This is a genomic window from Acidovorax sp. LjRoot194 (genome assembly GCF_964253015.1).
Taxonomy (GTDB): domain Bacteria; phylum Pseudomonadota; class Gammaproteobacteria; order Burkholderiales; family Burkholderiaceae_C; genus Acidovorax.
Genome location: NZ_CAXUQB020000001.1, coordinates 5,603,350 through 5,620,812 on the forward strand (window position 1 = coordinate 5,603,350; position 17,463 = coordinate 5,620,812).

At 68.3% G+C, this 17,463-nt stretch carries 18 protein-coding genes; 8 read left to right on the plus strand and 10 right to left on the minus strand.

The genetic code is table 11. The annotated features are described in order from the left end of the window. Positions 1-53 precede the first annotated feature (53 nt). The 8 genes from ACSQ3N_RS25450 to ACSQ3N_RS25485 all read left to right on the plus strand — a co-directional run bounded on the left by ACSQ3N_RS25450 (position 54) and on the right by ACSQ3N_RS25485 (position 7,729). Positions 54-668: a glutathione S-transferase N-terminal domain-containing protein gene (locus tag ACSQ3N_RS25450; protein ID WP_056171236.1), complete on the plus strand. Its 615-nt coding sequence runs from the start codon at positions 54-56 to the stop codon at positions 666-668. Between the two features lie 112 nt (positions 669-780). Beyond that, entirely contained in the window at positions 781-1,539 is a 759-nt protein-coding gene (locus ACSQ3N_RS25455; RefSeq protein WP_436147795.1) for a TetR/AcrR family transcriptional regulator, read from the plus strand. 303 nt (positions 1,540-1,842) lie between these two features. Next, entirely contained in the window at positions 1,843-2,463 is a 621-nt protein-coding gene (locus tag ACSQ3N_RS25460; RefSeq protein ID WP_436147796.1) for a TRAP transporter small permease, read from the plus strand. A 46-nt stretch (positions 2,464-2,509) separates the two neighbouring features. Continuing rightward, on the plus strand, positions 2,510-3,790 hold the full coding sequence (locus ACSQ3N_RS25465) for a TRAP transporter large permease (RefSeq protein WP_056171240.1): 1,281 nt from the start codon (positions 2,510-2,512) through the stop codon (positions 3,788-3,790). A gap of 89 nt (positions 3,791-3,879) precedes the next feature. Continuing rightward, the gene (locus ACSQ3N_RS25470; protein WP_056171242.1) at positions 3,880-4,884 is read left to right on the plus strand and encodes a TRAP transporter substrate-binding protein; all 1,005 of its coding nucleotides are present in this window, start codon (positions 3,880-3,882) and stop codon (positions 4,882-4,884) included. Between the two features lie 56 nt (positions 4,885-4,940). Then, on the plus strand, positions 4,941-5,849 hold the full coding sequence (locus ACSQ3N_RS25475; RefSeq protein ID WP_436147797.1) for a shikimate dehydrogenase: 909 nt from the start codon (positions 4,941-4,943) through the stop codon (positions 5,847-5,849). A 39-nt stretch (positions 5,850-5,888) separates the two neighbouring features. Beyond that, positions 5,889-6,800 (plus strand): 4-hydroxyphenylpyruvate dioxygenase, encoded by a 912-nt coding sequence (locus ACSQ3N_RS25480; RefSeq protein WP_436147798.1) that lies wholly within the window; start codon positions 5,889-5,891, stop codon positions 6,798-6,800. Between the two features lie 23 nt (positions 6,801-6,823). Then, complete coding sequence (locus tag ACSQ3N_RS25485) at positions 6,824-7,729, plus strand: sugar phosphate isomerase/epimerase family protein (protein ID WP_436147799.1); 906 nt, start codon at positions 6,824-6,826, stop codon at positions 7,727-7,729. Positions 7,730-7,869: 140 nt separating this feature from the next. Here the strand turns inward: ACSQ3N_RS25485 and ACSQ3N_RS25490 are convergent, their stop codons facing one another. From ACSQ3N_RS25490 to ACSQ3N_RS25535, 10 genes are all read right to left on the minus strand, one after another. Next, positions 7,870-8,358, minus strand: a complete 489-nt coding sequence (locus tag ACSQ3N_RS25490; protein ID WP_436147800.1) for a nuclear transport factor 2 family protein — start codon at positions 8,356-8,358, stop codon at positions 7,870-7,872. Continuing rightward, positions 8,355-9,137, minus strand: coding sequence for an SDR family NAD(P)-dependent oxidoreductase (locus ACSQ3N_RS25495; protein ID WP_436147801.1), 783 nt, complete (start codon positions 9,135-9,137; stop codon positions 8,355-8,357). The genes ACSQ3N_RS25490 and ACSQ3N_RS25495 overlap by 4 nt, the downstream gene beginning before the upstream one ends. Further along, positions 9,134-9,679, minus strand: coding sequence for a DUF3833 domain-containing protein (locus ACSQ3N_RS25500; RefSeq protein ID WP_436147802.1), 546 nt, complete (start codon positions 9,677-9,679; stop codon positions 9,134-9,136). Before ACSQ3N_RS25500 ends, ACSQ3N_RS25495 begins: the two co-directional genes overlap by 4 nt. Then, a complete protein-coding gene (locus ACSQ3N_RS25505; RefSeq protein WP_436147803.1) occupies positions 9,676-10,995 on the minus strand; it encodes an MFS transporter in 1,320 nt (439 codons plus the stop codon). Before ACSQ3N_RS25505 ends, ACSQ3N_RS25500 begins: the two co-directional genes overlap by 4 nt. Continuing rightward, a complete protein-coding gene (locus ACSQ3N_RS25510) occupies positions 10,992-11,561 on the minus strand; it encodes a chalcone isomerase family protein (protein WP_436147804.1) in 570 nt (189 codons plus the stop codon). Before ACSQ3N_RS25510 ends, ACSQ3N_RS25505 begins: the two co-directional genes overlap by 4 nt. 27 nt (positions 11,562-11,588) lie before the next feature. Continuing rightward, positions 11,589-12,818 (minus strand): class I SAM-dependent methyltransferase, encoded by a 1,230-nt coding sequence (locus ACSQ3N_RS25515; RefSeq protein WP_436147805.1) that lies wholly within the window; start codon positions 12,816-12,818, stop codon positions 11,589-11,591. 81 nt (positions 12,819-12,899) lie between these two features. Next, on the minus strand, positions 12,900-13,757 hold the full coding sequence (locus tag ACSQ3N_RS25520) for a DUF1365 domain-containing protein (RefSeq protein ID WP_436147806.1): 858 nt from the start codon (positions 13,755-13,757) through the stop codon (positions 12,900-12,902). Beyond that, positions 13,739-15,046, minus strand: coding sequence for an NAD(P)/FAD-dependent oxidoreductase (locus tag ACSQ3N_RS25525; protein WP_436147807.1), 1,308 nt, complete (start codon positions 15,044-15,046; stop codon positions 13,739-13,741). Before ACSQ3N_RS25525 ends, ACSQ3N_RS25520 begins: the two co-directional genes overlap by 19 nt. A 244-nt stretch (positions 15,047-15,290) precedes the next feature. Next, positions 15,291-15,911: a glutathione peroxidase gene (locus ACSQ3N_RS25530; protein WP_436147808.1), complete on the minus strand. Its 621-nt coding sequence runs from the start codon at positions 15,909-15,911 to the stop codon at positions 15,291-15,293. A 309-nt stretch (positions 15,912-16,220) separates the two neighbouring features. Further along, the gene (locus ACSQ3N_RS25535; protein WP_436147809.1) at positions 16,221-17,426 is read right to left on the minus strand and encodes an HD-GYP domain-containing protein; all 1,206 of its coding nucleotides are present in this window, start codon (positions 17,424-17,426) and stop codon (positions 16,221-16,223) included. Positions 17,427-17,463: the final 37 nt, after the last annotated feature.

The window sequence follows — 17,463 nt, forward strand, 5'->3', positions numbered from 1 at the left end:
GCCGATAGAATCAAACTCGATTGTTCAGACTACCGCGCACTGGAAGCCACACCATGAAATTGATCGGAGCCACTGCCAGCCCTTACGTCCGCAAGGTGCGCGTCGTGATGGCGGAAAAAAAGCTCGACTACCAGTTCGTGCAAGAGAACGTCTGGGCGGACGACACCACCATTGCCACGTCCAACCCGCTGGGCAAGGTGCCCTGCCTGGTGATGGAAGGCGGCGAAGCCGTCTTCGACTCGCGCGTGATCGTGGAGTACCTCGACACCCTCTCGCCCGTGGGCAAGCTCATCCCCAGCCAGGGCCGCGAGCGCGCCGAGGTCAAGACCTGGGAAGCCCTGGCCGATGGCCTCGTGGACGCCGCCATCCTGGCGCGCCTGGAAGCCACCTGGGCCCACCGCAAGGACAGCGAGCGCAGCCAGCCCTGGATCGACCGCCAGCTGCGCAAGGTGAACGACAGCTTGAAGTCCATGAGCCAGGGCCTGGGCGACAAGCCGTTTTGCAGCGGCATCCACCTGAGCCTGTCAGACATCGCCGTGGGCTGCGCCCTGGGCTGGCTGGAGTTCCGCTTCCCCGAGATCGCGTGGCGCGCCGAGTACCCCAACCTCGCCAAGCTGCTCGACAAGCTCATGCTGCGCCCGAGCTTCGCGGACACCAAGCCGTCCTGAGCCTGCGCGTGCTCCTGAGCCTGCGCGTGCATTGGCAGGCCACAGCCGTGCCTTGGCGCCGTGGCCGTGCCGCCCTGGAGACATCCAGGGCGTGCCGTATGCTACGAAGCTTATGAACGAGATGGTTCAAAAACCGAACAAGCCTGCGAAGGCTGGCAAGCCTGCCACGGCCGTCAAGGCCGCCAAGGCCACCACCCCCCGTGCCGCACGGCAACGCGCAGCCCGCGCTGCCGCCGCCACGCCGGGCGCCGACCGGGTGCGGATCAACGACCCGGACCGCACCATGGCCAACATCCTGCAGGTGGCCACGGCGGAGTTCGCGGACAAGGGCCTGGCGGGGGCTCGCATCGACGAGATCGCGGCGCTCACGAACACCAGCAAGCGCATGATCTACTACTACTTCGGTAGCAAGGAAGGCATGTACGTGGCGGTGCTGGAAGACGCGTACCGCCGCATCCGGCGCATCGAGTCGGAGCTGCACCTCGAAGACCTCGGGCCCGAAGAAGCCCTGCGCACGCTGGTGGGTTTCACAGTCGACTACCAGCTGGCCAACCCCGACTTCATCCGCCTGGTGATGAACGAAAACATGCACCGGGGCGAGTTCATCAGCCGCTCCACCACCATCCAGGAGCTCAACATCCCGGTGATCCACGCGGTGCGCGACGTCTACCAGCGCGGCGTGGCCAGCGGCGTGTTCCGCCCCGACGTGGACCCGGTGGACCTGCACATGTCCATCTCGGCGCTGTGCTTCTTCAATGTGGCCAATCAGCACACCTTCGGCGCCATCTTCAAGCGCTCGCTGGACTCCGCCGACGCCACGGCAGCGCGCCGTGCATCGATCATCGAGATGATCGTCCGCTTCTTGAAGTAACGCCCTCTGAGGCGCTGCGCGCCATTCCCCCGAGGGGGACGCACCCGGCGCAGCGGGGCGGCCCTTGCGCGGGTGCGATGGCGCTGCGGCGGTTGCGCCGGCCGTGCGGCTCGCTCAGGCTGCCCCCGCCCTCCGTTCCCGTTCCCGTTCCCGTTCCCGTTCCCGTTCCCGTTCCCGTTCCCGTTCCCGTTCCCGTTCCTCATTCTTTCTTGCACTCCCCGGTCCAGGGTTTGCACCTAGATCAAATACTAACCAGTTCGTACAAAATTATTTACCGGCATCAACGACAAGAACGGAGACACCATGTTTGCACTGGCTGACCGCGTGCTGCGGGGCTACACCCGCGCCCTGGACGCCCTCGCGGGCCTGTGCCTGGCCATCATGGTGGTGCTCGTCTTCGGCAACGTGGTGCTGCGCTACACCTTCAACTCGGGCATCACCGTGTCCGAAGAGCTGTCGCGCTGGCTCTTCGTCTGGCTGACCTTCATGGGCGCCGTGGTGGCGCTGCGCGAACACGGCCACCTGGGCGTGGACGCGATGGTGGCCCGGCTGCCGCGCCTGGGCAAGAAGATCTGCCTCGTGCTGGCCCAGGTGGCGATGATCTACGTATCGTGGCTGCTGCTCGCAGGCAGCTGGGCGCAGACGCTGATCAACTGGGAGACCGAAGCCCCAGTCACCGGCGCCTCGGTCGGCATCTTCTACGCCAGCGGGGTGCTCATGGGCGCATCGGCCATTGCCATCTTGCTGCGCGACCTGCTGCGCACGCTGTTCCTGCCGCTCACCGACCGCGAACTGATCATGGTGCAGGAAAGCGAAGAGGCGGCTGCGCTCGAGCAGATCCAGCGCGACGTACAGCAAGCCGATGCCGCTGCCATGGCGCAGAGCCTGGACGGCCGCAGCGCGCCGGGCTCGGGCAAGCCCTGACAACGTGTTCACGCCTTGAGAACAAACCGCCCGGAGCACCCTTTCCATGACCGTCGCAATCTTCCTCGGCTCGCTGCTGGTGGCCATGGCCATCGGCATTCCCATCGCGTACGCGCTGCTGCTCAGCGGCGTGGCGCTGATGTGGCACCTGGACCTGTTCGATGCCCAGATCCTGGCGCAGAACGTGATCAACGGTGCCGACAGCTTCCCGCTGCTGGCCGTGCCCTTCTTCATGTTGGCCGGCGAGATCATGAACGTGGGCGGCCTGTCGCGCCGCATCGTCAAGCTGGCGCTGGCGCTGGTCGGCCACATCCCGGGCGGCCTGGGCTACGTGGTCATCATGGCCGCCGTGATTTTGTCGGCCGTGTCGGGCTCGGCCGTGGCCGACGCGGCGGCGCTGACCTCGTTGCTGCTGCCCATGATGGTGGTCGCAGGCCACAGCAAGGAGCGCTCTGCGGGCCTCATCGCCTCGGCCGGCGTCATCGGTCCCATCATTCCGCCGTCCATCGGCTTCGTGATCTTCGGCGTGGCCGCCAACGTGTCCATCAGCAAGCTGTTCCTGGCGGGCATCTTCCCGGGCCTGTTGCTGGCACTGTCGCTGGCATTCACCTGGTGGTGGGTGGGCCGCCGCGAAAACGTCACACCTCCGCCGCGCGCCACGCGGGCTGAACTGAAGGTCGCCCTGCGCGAGGCCGGCTGGGCGCTGGGCCTGCCGATCATCATCCTGGTGGGCCTGCGCATGGGCGTGTTCACCCCCACAGAGGCCGCCGTGGTGGCCGCGATGTACGCGCTCGTCGTCTCGATGGTGGTCTACCGCGAACTCTCCTGGCGCCAGCTCATCGTCATCTTCAAGACGGCGGCCCGCACCAGCGCCGTGATCATGTTCCTGGTGGCTGCGGCCATGGTGTCGGCCTGGCTCATCACCGTGGCCGACCTCCCTGCCAAGGTCATCGGCATGCTGGAGCCCTTCATGGGCAACCCCACGCTGCTGCTGATCGCCATCATGGTGCTCGTGATGGTGGTCGGCACGGCCATGGACATGACGCCCACCATCCTCATCATGACGCCCGTGCTCATGCCGGTGGTCAAGGCCGCCGGCATCGACCCCGTGTACTTCGGTGTGCTGTTCATCATCAACAACTCCATCGGCCTCATCACGCCGCCCGTGGGCACCGTGCTCAACGTGGTGGCCGGCGTGGGCCGCATCTCGATGGGCCAGGTCACGCGCGGCGTCATGCCGTTCATGCTGGCGCAGTTCATCGTGATGTTCCTCATGGTGCTGTTCCCCTCGCTCGTCACCGTGCCCATGCGCTGGCTGGGCGGCTGATACGCCCACCCATCCGAGCATTCCACGCACACCGCGCAACCCTTTTCCGTCGTCGTTTCTGCACCGCCCAAAAACCCAAGGAGACATCCATGAAACTCTTGAAGACCCTGCTGGCCACCGCCCTCGTTGCCGCATCGCTGCTGCCCGCTGCGCACGCGCAGGAGCGTACTATCAAGTTCGCGTTCCAGAACCAGAAGGACCACCCGCAGGCGCAGGGCGCACAGAAGTTCGCCGACCTCGTCGCGGCCAAGACCAACAACCGCATCGCCGTGAAGCTGTTCCCCGGCGGCACGCTGGGCGGCGACCTGCAGACCGTCTCGGCCCTGCAAGGCGGCACGGTGGAGATGACGGTGCTCAACGCCGGCATCCTGTCGGCCCAGGCCAAGGAGTTCGGCATCTATGACTTCCCCTTCCTGTTCGCCTCGCCGCAAGAAGCCGATGCCGTGACCGATGGTCCCTTCGGCAAGAAGCTGCTCGACAAGCTGCAGGCCAAGAACCTGGTGGGCCTGGGCTACTGGGAGTTGGGCTTTCGCAACGTGACCAACAGCAAGCGGCCCATCACCAAGGCCGAGGACATCGCGGGCCTGAAGATCCGCGTGATCCAGTCGCCGATCTACATCGACATGTTCAACGCGCTGGGCGCCAACGCCGTGCCCATGCCCTTCCCAGAGCTCTACACCGCCATGGAGCAAAAGGCCGTGGACGGCCAGGAGAACCCGGTCTCCACCATCCTGTCGTCCAAGTTCGCCGAGGTGCAGAAGTACCTGACCATCACGCGCCACATGTACAACCCGCAGGCCGTCATCGTGAGCAAGAAGTTCTGGGACAGCCTGAGCCCCGCGGACCAGAAGGCCGTGACCGAAGCCATGGCCGAGGCCACCACGTTCCAGCGCGGCGTCTCGCGCGTGCAGGCCAACGTGGCGCTCGAAGACCTCAAGAAGGCCGGCATGCAGGTCACCGAGTTCCCCGCTGCAGAGCTCGACAAGCTGCGCGCCAAGGTCAAGCCCGTGGTCGAGAAGCACAGCGAAAAGGTGGGCGCCGAGACCGTGAAAGAGGTCTATGCGACGCTGGCCAAGCTGCGCGGTACCAAGTAACGCTACCTCCACCCCGTGCGCTGCGCGCTGGCGCAGCGCACCCAAGCCTATCCCCCATGAGCACCCTGCTCCCCGATCCCCCGACCGCTCCCGCAAAGACTGCCATGCCGCCCCTGAGCCCCCGCAAGGTACTGATCGGACTGATCGGCGCCGGCATCCAGAAGTCGCTGTCCCCCGCGCTGCATGAAGAAGAGGCGCGCCACCACGGCATGCGCCTGCACTACCAGCTCATCGACCTGGACCGCTCGGCCTCGTCGGCCGCACAGCTGCCCACGCTGCTGTCCGCCGCGCGCATCATGGGCTACGCGGGCTGCAACGTCACCTACCCCTGCAAGCAGGCCGTGATCCCGTACCTGGACAGCCTCTCCGAAGAGGCCCAGGCCATGGGCGCGGTCAATACAGTCGTGATCCGCGATGGCCAATTGGTGGGGCACAACACCGATGGCTCGGGCTGGGCGTGGGGGTTCACCCGCGCACTGCCCCAGGCCGACCTGTCGCACGTGGTGCTGCTGGGCGCGGGCGGCGCAGGCGCTGCCATTGCCCACGCCGTGCTGCGCCTGGGCGCGCAGCGCCTGAGCATCGTCGATGCCCAGCCCGAACGTGCGGCGCAGCTGGCCGCCGATGTGAACGCCCTGTATGGCGCACGCGCCCAGGCTGCGAACCTGCCCACCGCCATGGCCAGTGCCAGCGGGCTCATCCACGCCACGCCCACGGGCATGGACAAGCTGCCCGGCCTGCCGCTGGACGTGGGCCTGCTGCGCCCCGCGATGTGGGTGTCCGAGGTGGTGTACTTCCCGCTCGACACCGCGCTGGTGCAGGCCGCACGGGCCCTGGGCTGCCGCGTGTCGGACGGCGGCGGCATGGCCGTGGGCCAGGCCGTGGGCGCGTTCGAGCTGTTCACCGGCGAATCCCCCGACGCTGCGCGCATGGACGCGCATTTCCGCCGCCTCGTCACCGCCCGCTGACGCCCCTGCGCGCGCGGCACAACACAAGGAGTTGAACCCATGAGCACCCCGATGATGGCCGCCCGCGAAGCGCTGGGCGACATGCCCAACCCCCTGGGCCTGCAGGGCGTCGAGTTCATCGAATACGCCACCAGCCGCCCGCAGGCGCTGGGCCAGGCGCTGGAACGCATGGGCTTTCAGCCCGTGGCGCGCCACCGCTCGCGCGAGGTGCTGCTGTACCGCCAGGGGGATATGAACATCATCGTGAACGCGCACCAGGACGAGGAGCGCACCGGCGTGCACGCACCCGCAGCGCTGACCGAGCAACCGGTGCTCACCGCCGTGGCGTTCCGCGTGGGCAATGCCGCCGCGGCCTACCGCCGCGTGCTCGCGCTGGGCGCATGGGCCGTGCACACCGAGGTCGAGGTGATGGAACTGAACATCCCCGCCATCCACGGCGTGGGCGCCAGCCGCATCTACTTCGTGGACCGCTGGAAGGATTTTTCGATCTACGACGTGGACTTCGTGTCCATCCCCACGGTGCAGCCCTCGCCGACGGCCCTGTCGCCCGCGATGCAGGGCCTGCACCTGTTCGGCGTGGTGCAGTACATAGGCCTGGGCCGCGCGCAGGACTGGGCGCATTTCTACGGCGAGCTGTTCGGCTTTGCAGAGCTGTCGCCCGACACGTCGTTTGGCGTGCTCACGCACGGCCGCATCCTGGCCAGCCCCTGCGGCACGCTGCACTGGCAGTTGATCGAGCCGCTGGTGGATGCGCTGGACGCCGACCCCGAGGAGCTGCTGCAGCGCGTGGCCTTCGGCACGCCCGACGTGCTGGCCACGGTGAACGCGCTGCGCGCACGCGGTGTGGACTTCGTGGAGTCGCCCACCGGCGTGCACACCGAGACCCGTGGCGCGCTCACGCGGGCCGAGGCTGGAGCGCCCAGCTTCGAGCTGGTGCTGGACCAGCGCTGACCCCGCACCGGAGCCGAGCCGCCATGCGCACATCCACCATGCAACGCAACGTCGCCGATTTCGGCATGGACACCATCAGCCTGGCCGGCCCGCTGGAGGCCAAGCTCGCCGCCATCCAAGCCGCAGGCTTTGGCCAGATCATGCTGGCCGCCCGCGACATCGTGGGCCACCCCCAGGGCATCGAGGCCGCCGTGAACGCGGTGCGCAGCAGCGGGCTACGCGTCACCGGCTTTCAGGTGCTGCGCGACTTCGAGGGCCTGTCGGGCCACCTGCACAGCTACAAGGTGGACATCGCCAAGCAGATGATCCTGATGGCGCGCGACCTGGGCGCGCCGGTGCTGCTGGCCTGCAGCTCCACCTCGTCGCACGCCACTGCGGATGCCGACGCGATTGCGCGCGACCTGCGCAAGCTCGCCCTGCTGGCACTGCCGCACGGCATCCGCATCGCTTTCGAGGGCCTGTCGTGGGGCCGGCACATCAACGAGGTGCACCAGGCCTGGGCCGCGGTCGAGCAGGCCGACTGTCCCAACCTGGGTCTGGCCATCGACTCGTACCACCAGTTCGCCACCAGCACGCCGCTGTCGGCATTGAGCGACGTGGACCCGGAGAAGATCTACCTGGTGCAGCTGTCGGACTTCATGTGGCAGGAGACGCGCACGGTGCAGGAGCGCATCGACACCGCGCGGCACTTCCGGGTGTTCCCCGGCGAGGGCGTGCACAGCCAGGCGCTGGCCGAGCTGGTGCGCACGCTCGACGGCATGGGCTACCAGGGCGACTACAGCTTCGAGGTCTTCAACGACGACTACCAGCAGTTGCCGCTGCCCTTCGTGGCGCAGCGTGCGTGGGACAGCGCAGTGTGGCTGGCCGAAGGCGTGCTGCAGCGCGCGGTGCCGCTGCCCGGCCACTCGCGGCTGCGGGCGCGGGGCTGACCGCTATCAGCCCCGGGCCGTGCAAGGGGGTCTGCGTTAGGCCGTTCACACCCGACCGTTCGGGCTGAGCCTGTCGAAACCCTGCGCGGCGCGGGGACAGGCTCAGCGTGAACAGATTTGGAACTATCGAACGCTCTGGATCAGCTGTTCGCGCGCCGCTTGAGCCAGCGCATCAGCCCACCCACCACAGGCAGCTTCTCGTACAGCTCTTCGGCCGCATCCCAGTAGTCGCGGTGCAGCGTGACCAGCCCCTGGCTGTCGAACACCAGGTGCGACGCGCCCCGCACCGTCTGCTGCACGCTTTGGTGGAAATTGCGGAACGCGAACACGAAGTCCCACGTGAGAAAGCACTGGTCGCCCTGCACCACCTGGCCGGTGACGACGAAGCGCGGCGCCTGCAGCGACGTGAACATGTGCTCGAAGATGCCCTGGATGGCGGGCACGCCCTGCACATCGTTGAACGGATCCTTGAACCGCGCGGCGGGGCCGTACAGCCGGCCGATGTGCGCGACATCGGCGGGGGACAGCTGCTCGAAGAACGCCACGACGCGGGCCACGGCCTCGGGTGTGGCGTTGGGCGCGCCGCCGGCGGCCTCGGGCTGTGGAGGGGTCGAGAAACTGGTAGTCATAGTCCCGTGAAGCGGCGGACCGCCGGAAAGTAGCAACCATACGGCAACAGCCGCAGCGCCTTCATCACGCGCGTGAAGCGCTTGGGGAAGTGGATGTCGAACTGGCCCTCGCCCCACCCCTGCAGGATGGCGGCGGCGGCCGCGTCGGGCGTGATGAGTGCGGGCATGCGAAAGTCGTTCCCCGCGGTGAGCGGCGTGGACACGAACCCGGGGTTGATCACGCTCACCCCCATGCCCAGGTCGTGCAGGTCCAGGTACAGCGTCTCCGCCAGATTGATGAGTGCCGCCTTGGTGGGCCCATAGGCCAGGCTCTTGGGCAGGCCCCGAAAGCCCGCCACGCTGCTGATCACGCTCAGGTGCCCGGGCTGGCCGCGTGCGGCGGCGGCCAGCATGGCGGGCAGCACGGCGCCCAGCACGTGGAGCACGCCGGTGTAGTTGGTCTGCTGGTGGCGCAGCATGTCGGCCAGGTCGAACTCGGTGGCGCGCATCTCGCGGTAGGTGCCTGCGCAGTAGCACACCAGGTCCACTGCGCCGCCGGCCAGCACCTGCGAGGCCACGTCCTGCACCTGCTGGGGTACGGCCACATCGAGCGGCCAGGCCTCGCTGCCGGGGTGCTCGCGCACGAATTCCTGCAGCGCCTTGTCGTCACGGGCCGACACCACCACGCGCGCACCCCGCGCATGCAGCGCCGAGGCCGTGGCCCGGCCGATGCCGGTGGAGGCGCCGATGAGCCAGGCCCGGCGGCCGTGCCAGTCGCGCTGGGGCGGGTTCAGGCTCATGGCGCGCGCCGGGTGAAGGACAACGTGACCTCGCCCAGCCGCACGCCCAGCTTGCGCATGGTGGCGCGGTTGAGCATGACGCGGTCGTCCATGAGGTACATCCAGTCGTCCATATCGACGTGGTAGATCGAGCCGCCCACCGGCAGCGCGAGCGTGTAGTTCCACTGGAAGGCGTTGCCCCGCGTCTGGCCCCGGGCCTCGCCGATCACGTCGTCCGCCGTGCCGGTGTAGCGCCCGTCGGCAAGGCGCGTGAGGCGCCAGACGCGCCGCTGCGTGGTCCCGTCCGAATAGGTGAAGGCCTCGTCCAGCACGCCCTGGTCGCCCGTCCAGGTGCAGACCATGACCACGGTGAAGCGCTTGACGATCTGCCCGCTGCGGTCCTGGAAGATGCCGTGCGCATCGATGGTGCCGTTGAAATACCGGGCCAGGTCGAGCACCGGCTTTTCGCTGGCGTAGCCCTCCAGGTTCTGGCTGGCGCAGCCTGCCAGCAGCACGGGGCTGGCGGCGGCGGCGGCGAGGATGTGGCGTCGGTTGATTGTCATGGGGTACCTCGCAGGGGAAGGGCTGCGCCCGCCGGGGGGCGGCGCAGGATCAGGGCATACAGGGCGATGGCGGCCATCAGCTTGAGCGCGCAGGGCAGCACCGCGTAAGCCAGGCTCAGGGTCTGCAGGCCGGCCTCGCTGCGGGTGCCGGGCGTGTAGCCCAGGCCCCCGAGCAGGGGCAGCGCCAGGCCGGCCGCCAGCGCCAGGTTGAGTTTGGTGGCCAGATTCCACCAGCCGAAGTACGCGCCTTCGTGCCGGCCGCTGTCGCCCTCGGCGGCGATCACGCCGGCCAGCAGAGCGCTGGGCAGGGCCAGGTCGGTGCCCAGCGCCACGCCCGAGAGCGCGCACACCAGCGCAAACGGCCACACGTCGCCTGCGCCCAACAGCGCCGTGCCGCTGAACGCCGCAATGGCCAGCAGCATGCCCACAAGCCACGTGCGTGCCAGCCCGAAGCGCGCCACGGCGCGCAGCCACAGCGGGATCGACAGCGCGGCACACACAAAATACGTGCCCAGGAACAGCGGCTCCTGCGCGGGCGGGGCCTGCAGCAAGTCCTGAACGAAGAACAGCACCAGCGTGGCCGGTATGGCGCTGGCAATGCCGTTGAGCACGAACACCGCCAGCAGCCGTCGAAACGCCGGGCGCTGCAGCGGACGCCACAGGGCAGCCGGTGGTGCCTGCGGCGCGGTCTGTCCGACCGCGGCGGCATGCATCGCAGGCCGTGGCGCCCGGCTCCAGGCCCACCAGCCCAGGCCCAGCGCCAGCGCAAACACGCCCAGCATGGCCGGCAGCCCCGCCAGCGCGGGCAGCAGCGAGGCCAGCACCACGCCCACCAGGGCCGCGCCTTCGCGCCAGGCCACGATGCGGCTGCGCTGTAGCTCGTCCCCACCCAGGCGCGCGCCCCAGGACTGGTGCGCGATGCCCAGTTGGCTGTAGGCGAGATAGGTCACCACCAACGCCGCAAAGGCCCAGACGGTGAGAGAACCCGCCGCCTGCACCGGCGGAAAGAACAGGCCCGTGAGCCCCAGCGCCATCACGCCCGCCGATACGGCGCCCACCGCCAGCACACCGCGCGCGGAGCGGCCGAACAGGTGGTCTGAAAGCCGTCCGAGCAGCGGGTCGGACACGGCGTCGAGCAGCCGCGCCGCCAGCAGCAGCGCGCCCAGCGTGGCCAGCGACATGCCGAACTCGCGCGCATAGTGGTTGGGCAGCAGCACGTACAGCGGCAGCGCCACGAACGCGAGTGGCAGCCCCAGCAGACCATAGGCCAGGCCCTGGCTGGCCCGCAGCGGCGGTGCGCCCTGCGTCGTGGTCACGGTGGTGACCCTGCGTTGCGTGCCGATGCGATGAGCGCCTGGCGCAGCGCTGGCTCGGACGTCTGGGGCGACAGCCAGATGCCGAAGAACAGCCGCGCAAATTCAGCGTCCGCCACCTCGCCCACCACCCGGCCGCCCATGCGGAACACCGCGCCGGTGCCGGGCTGGTACACGCCCAGCAGGCGGTCGCCGGACTTCACGTCGGGCAGCGCAGCCTGCAGCGCCTGCTGCCAGCGCGCGGCCTGCTCCGGCGTGAAGCTGCCCACGCGGCGCATCTCTTCGAGCGAGCGCTTGGCAATCGCCTCGCCCGAAAAGCCGCGGTGGTAGGTGAGCTCCAGCGCCAGCGGACGGGCTGCATAGTCGTTGGCATCGAACCCGGGTGCCACCCACAGGCGGGCGCGGTAGATGTCGAAGCCCAGGAAGCGCAGCGTGCCCTGGCCCACCAGGCGGGACCCCGCCAGCGCAGTGGCGGCTTCAGGCTCCTGCGCCCAGCTGGTTTGTGGAACAAAAATGGCCGTACCGCTTGCCAGCAAAGCGGCAGCAGCTATATTTTTAATAGCATTCATCGGTAGTGCCCTCGGTACGGCTGCGCTTCAGCCTTTGACCAGCGTGTACTGCACCAGGTCGATGTTGCCCATGGCAAAGGCGGCCTCGCAGTACGCCAGGTAGAACTCCCAGATGTGCATGAAGCGCTGGTCGAACCCGAGCTGCAGGATCTGCGTGCGCTGGGCCAGGAAGCGCTCGCGCCAGCGCTTGAGCGTCTCGGCGTAGTCCTGCCCGAACGCGAACTCGTCCACCACGCGCAGGCCGGCGGCCTCCGCCTCGCGGCGGAATTCGCTCGGGCAGGGCAGGCAGCCACCGGGGAAGATGTACTGCTGGATGAAGTCGGTGGAGCTGATGTAGCGCGCAAACAGGCTGTCGTCGATGACGATGCTCTGCACGCAGGCACGGCCGCCGGGCTTGAGCAATCGCTGCACGGCCTGGAAGTACGTGGGCCAGTATTCGCGGCCCACGGCCTCGATCATCTCGATGGAGCACACGGCGTCGTACGGGCCGTCCGTGATGTCACGGTAGTCCTGCAGGCGCAGGTCGGCCTTCTGCGCGCGGTCGCATTGCGCCATGCGGTTCTGGGCGAATGCCAGTTGCTCCGTGGACAGCGTGACCCCGGTGACCGACGCGTCGAACTCGGTCACCGCCATCTCGGCCAGAGCTCCCCAGCCGCACCCGATCTCCAGCACGCGGTGGCCAGGCTGCACGCCGGCCATGCGCAGCGCGCGGCGCACCTTGGCGTGCTGGGCCGCGCGCATGTCGCCCCCGGCCTGCCCTTCGAACCAGGCGGACGAGTAGTTCATCGTGTCGTCCAGCCACAGCTCGTAGAACGCGTTGCCCAGGTCGTAGTGGGCGTGGATGTTCTTCTGGCTGTTGGCGCGCGTGTTGCGGTTGAGCAGGTGCTTCATGCGGTACAGCAAGCGCCCGGCCCAGGTGCCGTAGATCACGCCTTCGACCTGCTGCCGGTTGGCGATGAAGACCTTGAGCAGGTCGGTGAGGTGCGGCGTGGTCCAGTCGCCGGCGATGTAGCTCTCGGCAAAGCCGATGTCGCCGGACTTGAGCGCGGCGCTGCACACGTTCCAGTTCTTGAGCGTGATGGCCGCGGTGGGCCCGCCCCCGTGGCCGAAGTGCTGCAGCGTGCCGTCGGGCAGCTGCACCGTCAGGCTGCCGTGCTGCAGCCGCTGCAAGAGCTTCAGGGCCGTGCGGGCGGCGGCGGGCGTACCCTGGGGCAGGTCGATGGCCGGGCGGCGGGCGGTGGTGCTGGAGGTGTTCATGGCGTTCATCTCGTGCGGTTTGCGGTGGGTGCGTTCCAAGGGCCGGCGATTCGATGGTTCGGTGGTCAACGTTTCAGCAGTTCAGCGGGTCACGGTGGAGGCAGGCGCTGCGGGCTTGCTGTGAAAGCGCACGCGCTTGAGCCACAGCTGCAGGGCCTGCCAGTGGATGCGGGCGATCACGGCCAGCGTCATGGCCGGGTAGCCCCACAGGGCCCGGCGCAGCGTCTTGTCGGTGATGGGGTGCAGGGTGCCGCTCACGCTGGTCTGCAGCAGCGGGCCCGCAGCGTCGTCGTAGTCGATGCGCACCACGGTGCGGCCAGCGGCATCGGAATCGGTGACGGTCTCGGCGGGCGCTCCGGCCCCCGCGGCCAGGGTGCGCATGAAGCGGAACCGGTAGCCGCCGCTCACCTCGCAGAACGGCGACACGTGGAACACCTTGCGCGCTGCAAGCTCCACGCCGTAGCGCGGCGCATCGAGCAGGTAGCAGTGGCGCTCGCCGAAGGTGTTGTTGACCTCGACCACGATGGCGCGCAGGCTGCCGTCGGCGCGGTGGCAGTACCAGAAGCTCACGGGCTTGAAGGTGTAGCCCAGCACGCGCGGGTAGCAGTGCAGCCAGACCTCGCCGTCCGCGTCTGCGATGCCCTCGGCGCGCAGCAGCTCCTGCACCCAGGCGAGCGCACCGCCCTGCGCGGCACTGCGGCCGTCGCCGTGGTCGGCATCGTGAAAGCTGATGAGGCCCCGGCGGTTGACCGCGAGCGGGCCGGGTGCGCCCGCAGCCGCGCCGGCCCCGCCCGCCAGGCTGCGCAGCGGCAGCATCAGGAAGAACGTGGGGTAGGCGAACGCGTGCCGCTGCGGGCGCAGCCGGGTGTGGCGCACCTGGCCGAAGCCGATCAGGGGTGCGGAAGCGCCCGGCGTGCTCATCAGGCCGCCTTCGCCCATGCGGTGGGCAGGTTGGCGCGCAGTTGCCTGGCCACCGCCAGGCCCGACTGCAGGCCGTCTTCGTGAAAGCCGTAGCCCGTCCAGGCGCCGCAGAACCAGGTGTGGGACTGGCCCTGCAGCTGCTCCACACCCCGCTGGGCGCGGATGGCCGCCAGGTCGAACACCGGGTGGGCGTAGTCGTAACTGCCGATCACGTGCTCCGGCGCAATCTCGCGCAGCGGGTTGAGCGACACGACCACGGGCTGAGCGAACGGCACGGGCTGCAGCTGGTTGATGAGGTAGTGCAGGCACACACGGGCGGATTCGCGGTGGCCTTCGGCGGCGCGCTCGTAGTTCCAGGCGGCCCAGGCACTGCGCACGCGGGGCAGCACGGCCGTGTCGGTGTGCAGCACGGCGCGGTTGGCCTGGTAACGAATGGCGCCCAGCACGGTGCGCTCTTGCACCGTGGGCTGCTCCAGCAGTGCGAGCGACTGGTCCGAGTGCGTGGCCAGCACCACCTTGTCGAAGTGCTCGGTATGCCGGTCGGTGACCACGCGCACGCCGGCTGCGTCGCGCTCCACACGGCGCACGGGGGTGGACAGGCGCTTGTCGGCAATGCCCGCCACGATCTTTTCCACGTAGTGCCAGGCACCGCCCGACACCGTCCACCACTGCGGCCGCTGGCTCACCTGCATCAGCCCGTGGTTGTGGCAGAACCGGATCATCGTCGCCACGGGGAATTTCAGCATCTGGTCGGTCGGGCAGCTCCAGATGCAGCCGAGCATGGGCAGGAAGTACCAGTCGCGGAACGCGTCGCCAAAGCCGTGCTCCTTCAGGAAGTCGCCCAGCGGCTGCATCAAGGCCGCTTCGGCATTGGCTTGTGCGATGCCGGTACACAGCTGGTTGAAGCGCAGCAGGTCGCGCAGCATGCCCCAAAAGCGGGGGTTCAGCAGGTTGGACCGCTGCGCGAACACGGTGGACAGGTTGGTGCCGCTCCACTCCAGCGTACGGCCGCGCAGCGCGCCGGGCACCTGCACCGAAAACGACATGTCGGACTTGGAGGTTTCGACCCCCAACTCGGCCAGCAGGCTGATCAAACCCGGGTAGGTGCGCTCATTGAAGACCAGAAACCCTGTGTCCACGCCGTGCGTGACCGGGTTGCCCCAGGCATCGGGCAGCGTCACGTCGACCGTGTGGGTGTGGCCGCCGAAGTAGTCGCCGGCCTCGAAAAGGGTGATGTCCGCATGCCCGCGCAGCTGGTGCGCGACAGCCAGCCCGGAGATGCCGGAGCCGATGATGGCGATTTTCATGGCCGGCTCCCTCTGGCCGGGTCACGGAATAAAAAGGTTGCGAAGCGTCCCGAAACGAATAAGAGAGGGAGGGAGGAGAAGCGCTCCAGGAGGTCAGTCGGAACCCGGGGGCCCGAAAGGCTTCGCAACACTAAAACTGTACGTCGCGCAATCGTGTTGCGCAAGAAATAGAGTGGGGCTGTCCCGCCGAAGTTCCAGCCTTCGGACAGGTTTTTTTTAAAGAAACGTAAAGAAAGCATGTCAATCACCGTGCGGGGGCCACCGCCAGTTGCTGCTCGATGGCGCGCACCAGGCCCTGGTTGTCGGGCGCGGTCAGGCTGGAGTACTGGTCGACCAGCTTGCCGTCGCGGCCCAGCAGGTATTTGTGGAAGTTCCAGCGCGGGGCGGTGCCCGAGAGCTGGGCCAGTTGGCGAAACAGCGGCGAGGCCTCGGCGCCCTTCACGCTGCTCTTGGCGAACATGGGGAATTTCACGCCGAAGGTGCTTTCGCAGAAGTCCGCGATCTGCTGGTTGCTGCCGGACTCCTGCGAGAAGTCGTTGGACGGAAAGCCCAGCACGACGAGGCCCTTGTCCTTGTAGCGCGCATACAGCTCTTCAAGCCCCTTGTACTGGCCGGTGAATCCGCAGAAGCTGGCGGTGTTGACCATGAGCACGACCTTGCCGCTGTACTGGCACAGGGATTGCGGCTTTTCGTCCTGCAGGCGCAGGAAGGTGTGCTGCAGCGTGGCGGGACAGGCGGCCGGCGCCGCCGCTGCAGCCGCACCGGGCACCGGCTGCGCCGCTGGCTGGGCCCAGGCCCCGGGCCCGAAGGCAGCGGCCAGCACCAGGGCGGCGGCAGGGACGGGTCGTAGCAAAAAGGTGGTCATAGGACTTCCAGCACAGGTCGGTGTGGCCAATTTAACCGCTCCATTATTTTTTGTCCACATGAGTTTTTATTTATACCGATTGGTTACGTCTGGGTGCGGATCCCGGAATCGGTGTGGATCACGCGGCACCTGCATCATGTACGCAGCAGCCGGCCCCATGGATGCGGCCACCATGCCGCAAGGGGATCAAAGTCTGTGGAGAGGGCGCCGCGCACCGCGGCGTACCGGCGCCGCACCGCATGAGCACGAGTGGCGCTGGCCGATGGCGCAGGCCGCAGGTGTATCTGTCCGTCCGTCGGCGCCGGCGGGTCAGCCCAGGCTCAGCAGGCGGTCGAGCGAGAGCTTGACCCGCACATCCTTGAAGGCCACCACGCCCGTGACCTTCCAGGGTGGCATGCCGGTGTCGCGGGGAATGGGCTCGCCCGTGGGCATGCCTTCGCGGTTGGTCACCACGGCCACCTTGGGCGTGGTGGCCGTGGCGCCGCGGCGGATGACGACGCCCACCTCCTGGCTGGCCAGGCGCACGAAGGCACCGGGGGGGTACACGCCCAGGGTCTTGACGAGGGCCGCGCCGGCTTCGTCGACCTGGTGCTCCTCGTCGTAGTAGCTCGCCTGCATGGCGGCGGTGGCCGGCATGGGCGGGCGGGCCGCACGGGGCGCCATGCGCGCGCCGAAGATGTCGGCGCGCTGCAGCAGGCGCGCCATCTGCTGGGCTTCGGTCTTCTTGGCCAGGGGGCCGGGGGTGCGGTGGTGGTGGCAGCGCACCGCCTCCAGCCACAGCGGGTCGGACACGCCCAGGCTGCGCAGCAGGGCCTCGGAACGCGCCGCGTGGTCCTCCACCGCAGAGATCTGTTCGGCGGTGAGCGGGTGGGTCTGCTGGGCGAGCTGGTCCTGCAGCTCGGTCATCGCGATGTTCATGCTCAGCGCCGCCTGCCCCAGCTGCTGCACGCGCACTTCGGGCCAGCGCAGCATCTCGCGCGCGACCACCATGCACACGCAGCTGACCAGCATCGAATGGGTGCCGCTGTACAGGTGGGTTTCCTGCGCCGACAGGTAGATCATGGCCAGCAGCGTCGCGTCCGGCGTCTGCTCGCAGTGGCGCGATAGCTCGTCGTGCAGGGCCTGGAACCGGCCGCCGAAGTCCGTGGCCGACGGCGACCGCAGCAGCTGCGTGGCCCGCAACTGCAGCTCGGGCCAGTCGGGCAGCAGCCGGCCGCCCCGGGCGCGCGCGGCCGAGTCCTCGGCCGCCGTCATCTTCATCGCCGCGATCTCGCCCAGGTTGGTGTCGGCGTTCAGCATGCGCTGCAGCTGCGCCAGGTAGGCGCGGTGGCTGCCGCCGGACTCGTCGGTGTCCACGCACAGCTGGCGGCCCCGGGACACCATCTTGGCCAGCTCTTCGCGAGTGCGGATGATGTACCCCTTTTGTGCCAGCAGGGTGCCGTCGGCGCCGCGCAGCACAAAAGGCAGCGGCTGGCCGAGCTGGATCGATTCGATGTTGAGGCTGACGAGGTTCATGGTGCTCGTTACATTATCTAACGCCCGTCCCCCATCA

What these genes read in the sequence shown, in the direction of transcription:
- ACSQ3N_RS25450 (WP_056171236.1), top strand. Translation starts at nt 54, where the DNA reads ATGAAATTGATCGGAGCCACTGCCAGCCCTTACGTCCGCAAGGTGCGC.
- ACSQ3N_RS25455 (WP_436147795.1), top strand. Translation starts at nt 781, where the DNA reads ATGAACGAGATGGTTCAAAAACCGAACAAGCCTGCGAAGGCTGGCAAG.
- ACSQ3N_RS25460 (WP_436147796.1), top strand. Translation starts at nt 1,843, where the DNA reads ATGTTTGCACTGGCTGACCGCGTGCTGCGGGGCTACACCCGCGCCCTG.
- ACSQ3N_RS25465 (WP_056171240.1), top strand. Translation starts at nt 2,510, where the DNA reads ATGACCGTCGCAATCTTCCTCGGCTCGCTGCTGGTGGCCATGGCCATC.
- ACSQ3N_RS25470 (WP_056171242.1), top strand. Translation starts at nt 3,880, where the DNA reads ATGAAACTCTTGAAGACCCTGCTGGCCACCGCCCTCGTTGCCGCATCG.
- ACSQ3N_RS25475 (WP_436147797.1), top strand. Translation starts at nt 4,941, where the DNA reads ATGAGCACCCTGCTCCCCGATCCCCCGACCGCTCCCGCAAAGACTGCC.
- ACSQ3N_RS25480 (WP_436147798.1), top strand. Translation starts at nt 5,889, where the DNA reads ATGAGCACCCCGATGATGGCCGCCCGCGAAGCGCTGGGCGACATGCCC.
- ACSQ3N_RS25485 (WP_436147799.1), top strand. Translation starts at nt 6,824, where the DNA reads ATGCGCACATCCACCATGCAACGCAACGTCGCCGATTTCGGCATGGAC.
- ACSQ3N_RS25490 (WP_436147800.1), bottom strand. Translation starts at nt 8,358, where the DNA reads ATGACTACCAGTTTCTCGACCCCTCCACAGCCCGAGGCCGCCGGCGGC.
- ACSQ3N_RS25495 (WP_436147801.1), bottom strand. Translation starts at nt 9,137, where the DNA reads ATGAGCCTGAACCCGCCCCAGCGCGACTGGCACGGCCGCCGGGCCTGG.
- ACSQ3N_RS25500 (WP_436147802.1), bottom strand. Translation starts at nt 9,679, where the DNA reads ATGACAATCAACCGACGCCACATCCTCGCCGCCGCCGCCGCCAGCCCC.
- ACSQ3N_RS25510 (WP_436147804.1), bottom strand. Translation starts at nt 11,561, where the DNA reads ATGAATGCTATTAAAAATATAGCTGCTGCCGCTTTGCTGGCAAGCGGT.
- ACSQ3N_RS25515 (WP_436147805.1), bottom strand. Translation starts at nt 12,818, where the DNA reads ATGAACACCTCCAGCACCACCGCCCGCCGCCCGGCCATCGACCTGCCC.
- ACSQ3N_RS25520 (WP_436147806.1), bottom strand. Translation starts at nt 13,757, where the DNA reads ATGGGCGAAGGCGGCCTGATGAGCACGCCGGGCGCTTCCGCACCCCTG.
- ACSQ3N_RS25525 (WP_436147807.1), bottom strand. Translation starts at nt 15,046, where the DNA reads ATGAAAATCGCCATCATCGGCTCCGGCATCTCCGGGCTGGCTGTCGCG.
- ACSQ3N_RS25530 (WP_436147808.1), bottom strand. Translation starts at nt 15,911, where the DNA reads ATGACCACCTTTTTGCTACGACCCGTCCCTGCCGCCGCCCTGGTGCTG.
- ACSQ3N_RS25535 (WP_436147809.1), bottom strand. Translation starts at nt 17,426, where the DNA reads ATGAACCTCGTCAGCCTCAACATCGAATCGATCCAGCTCGGCCAGCCG.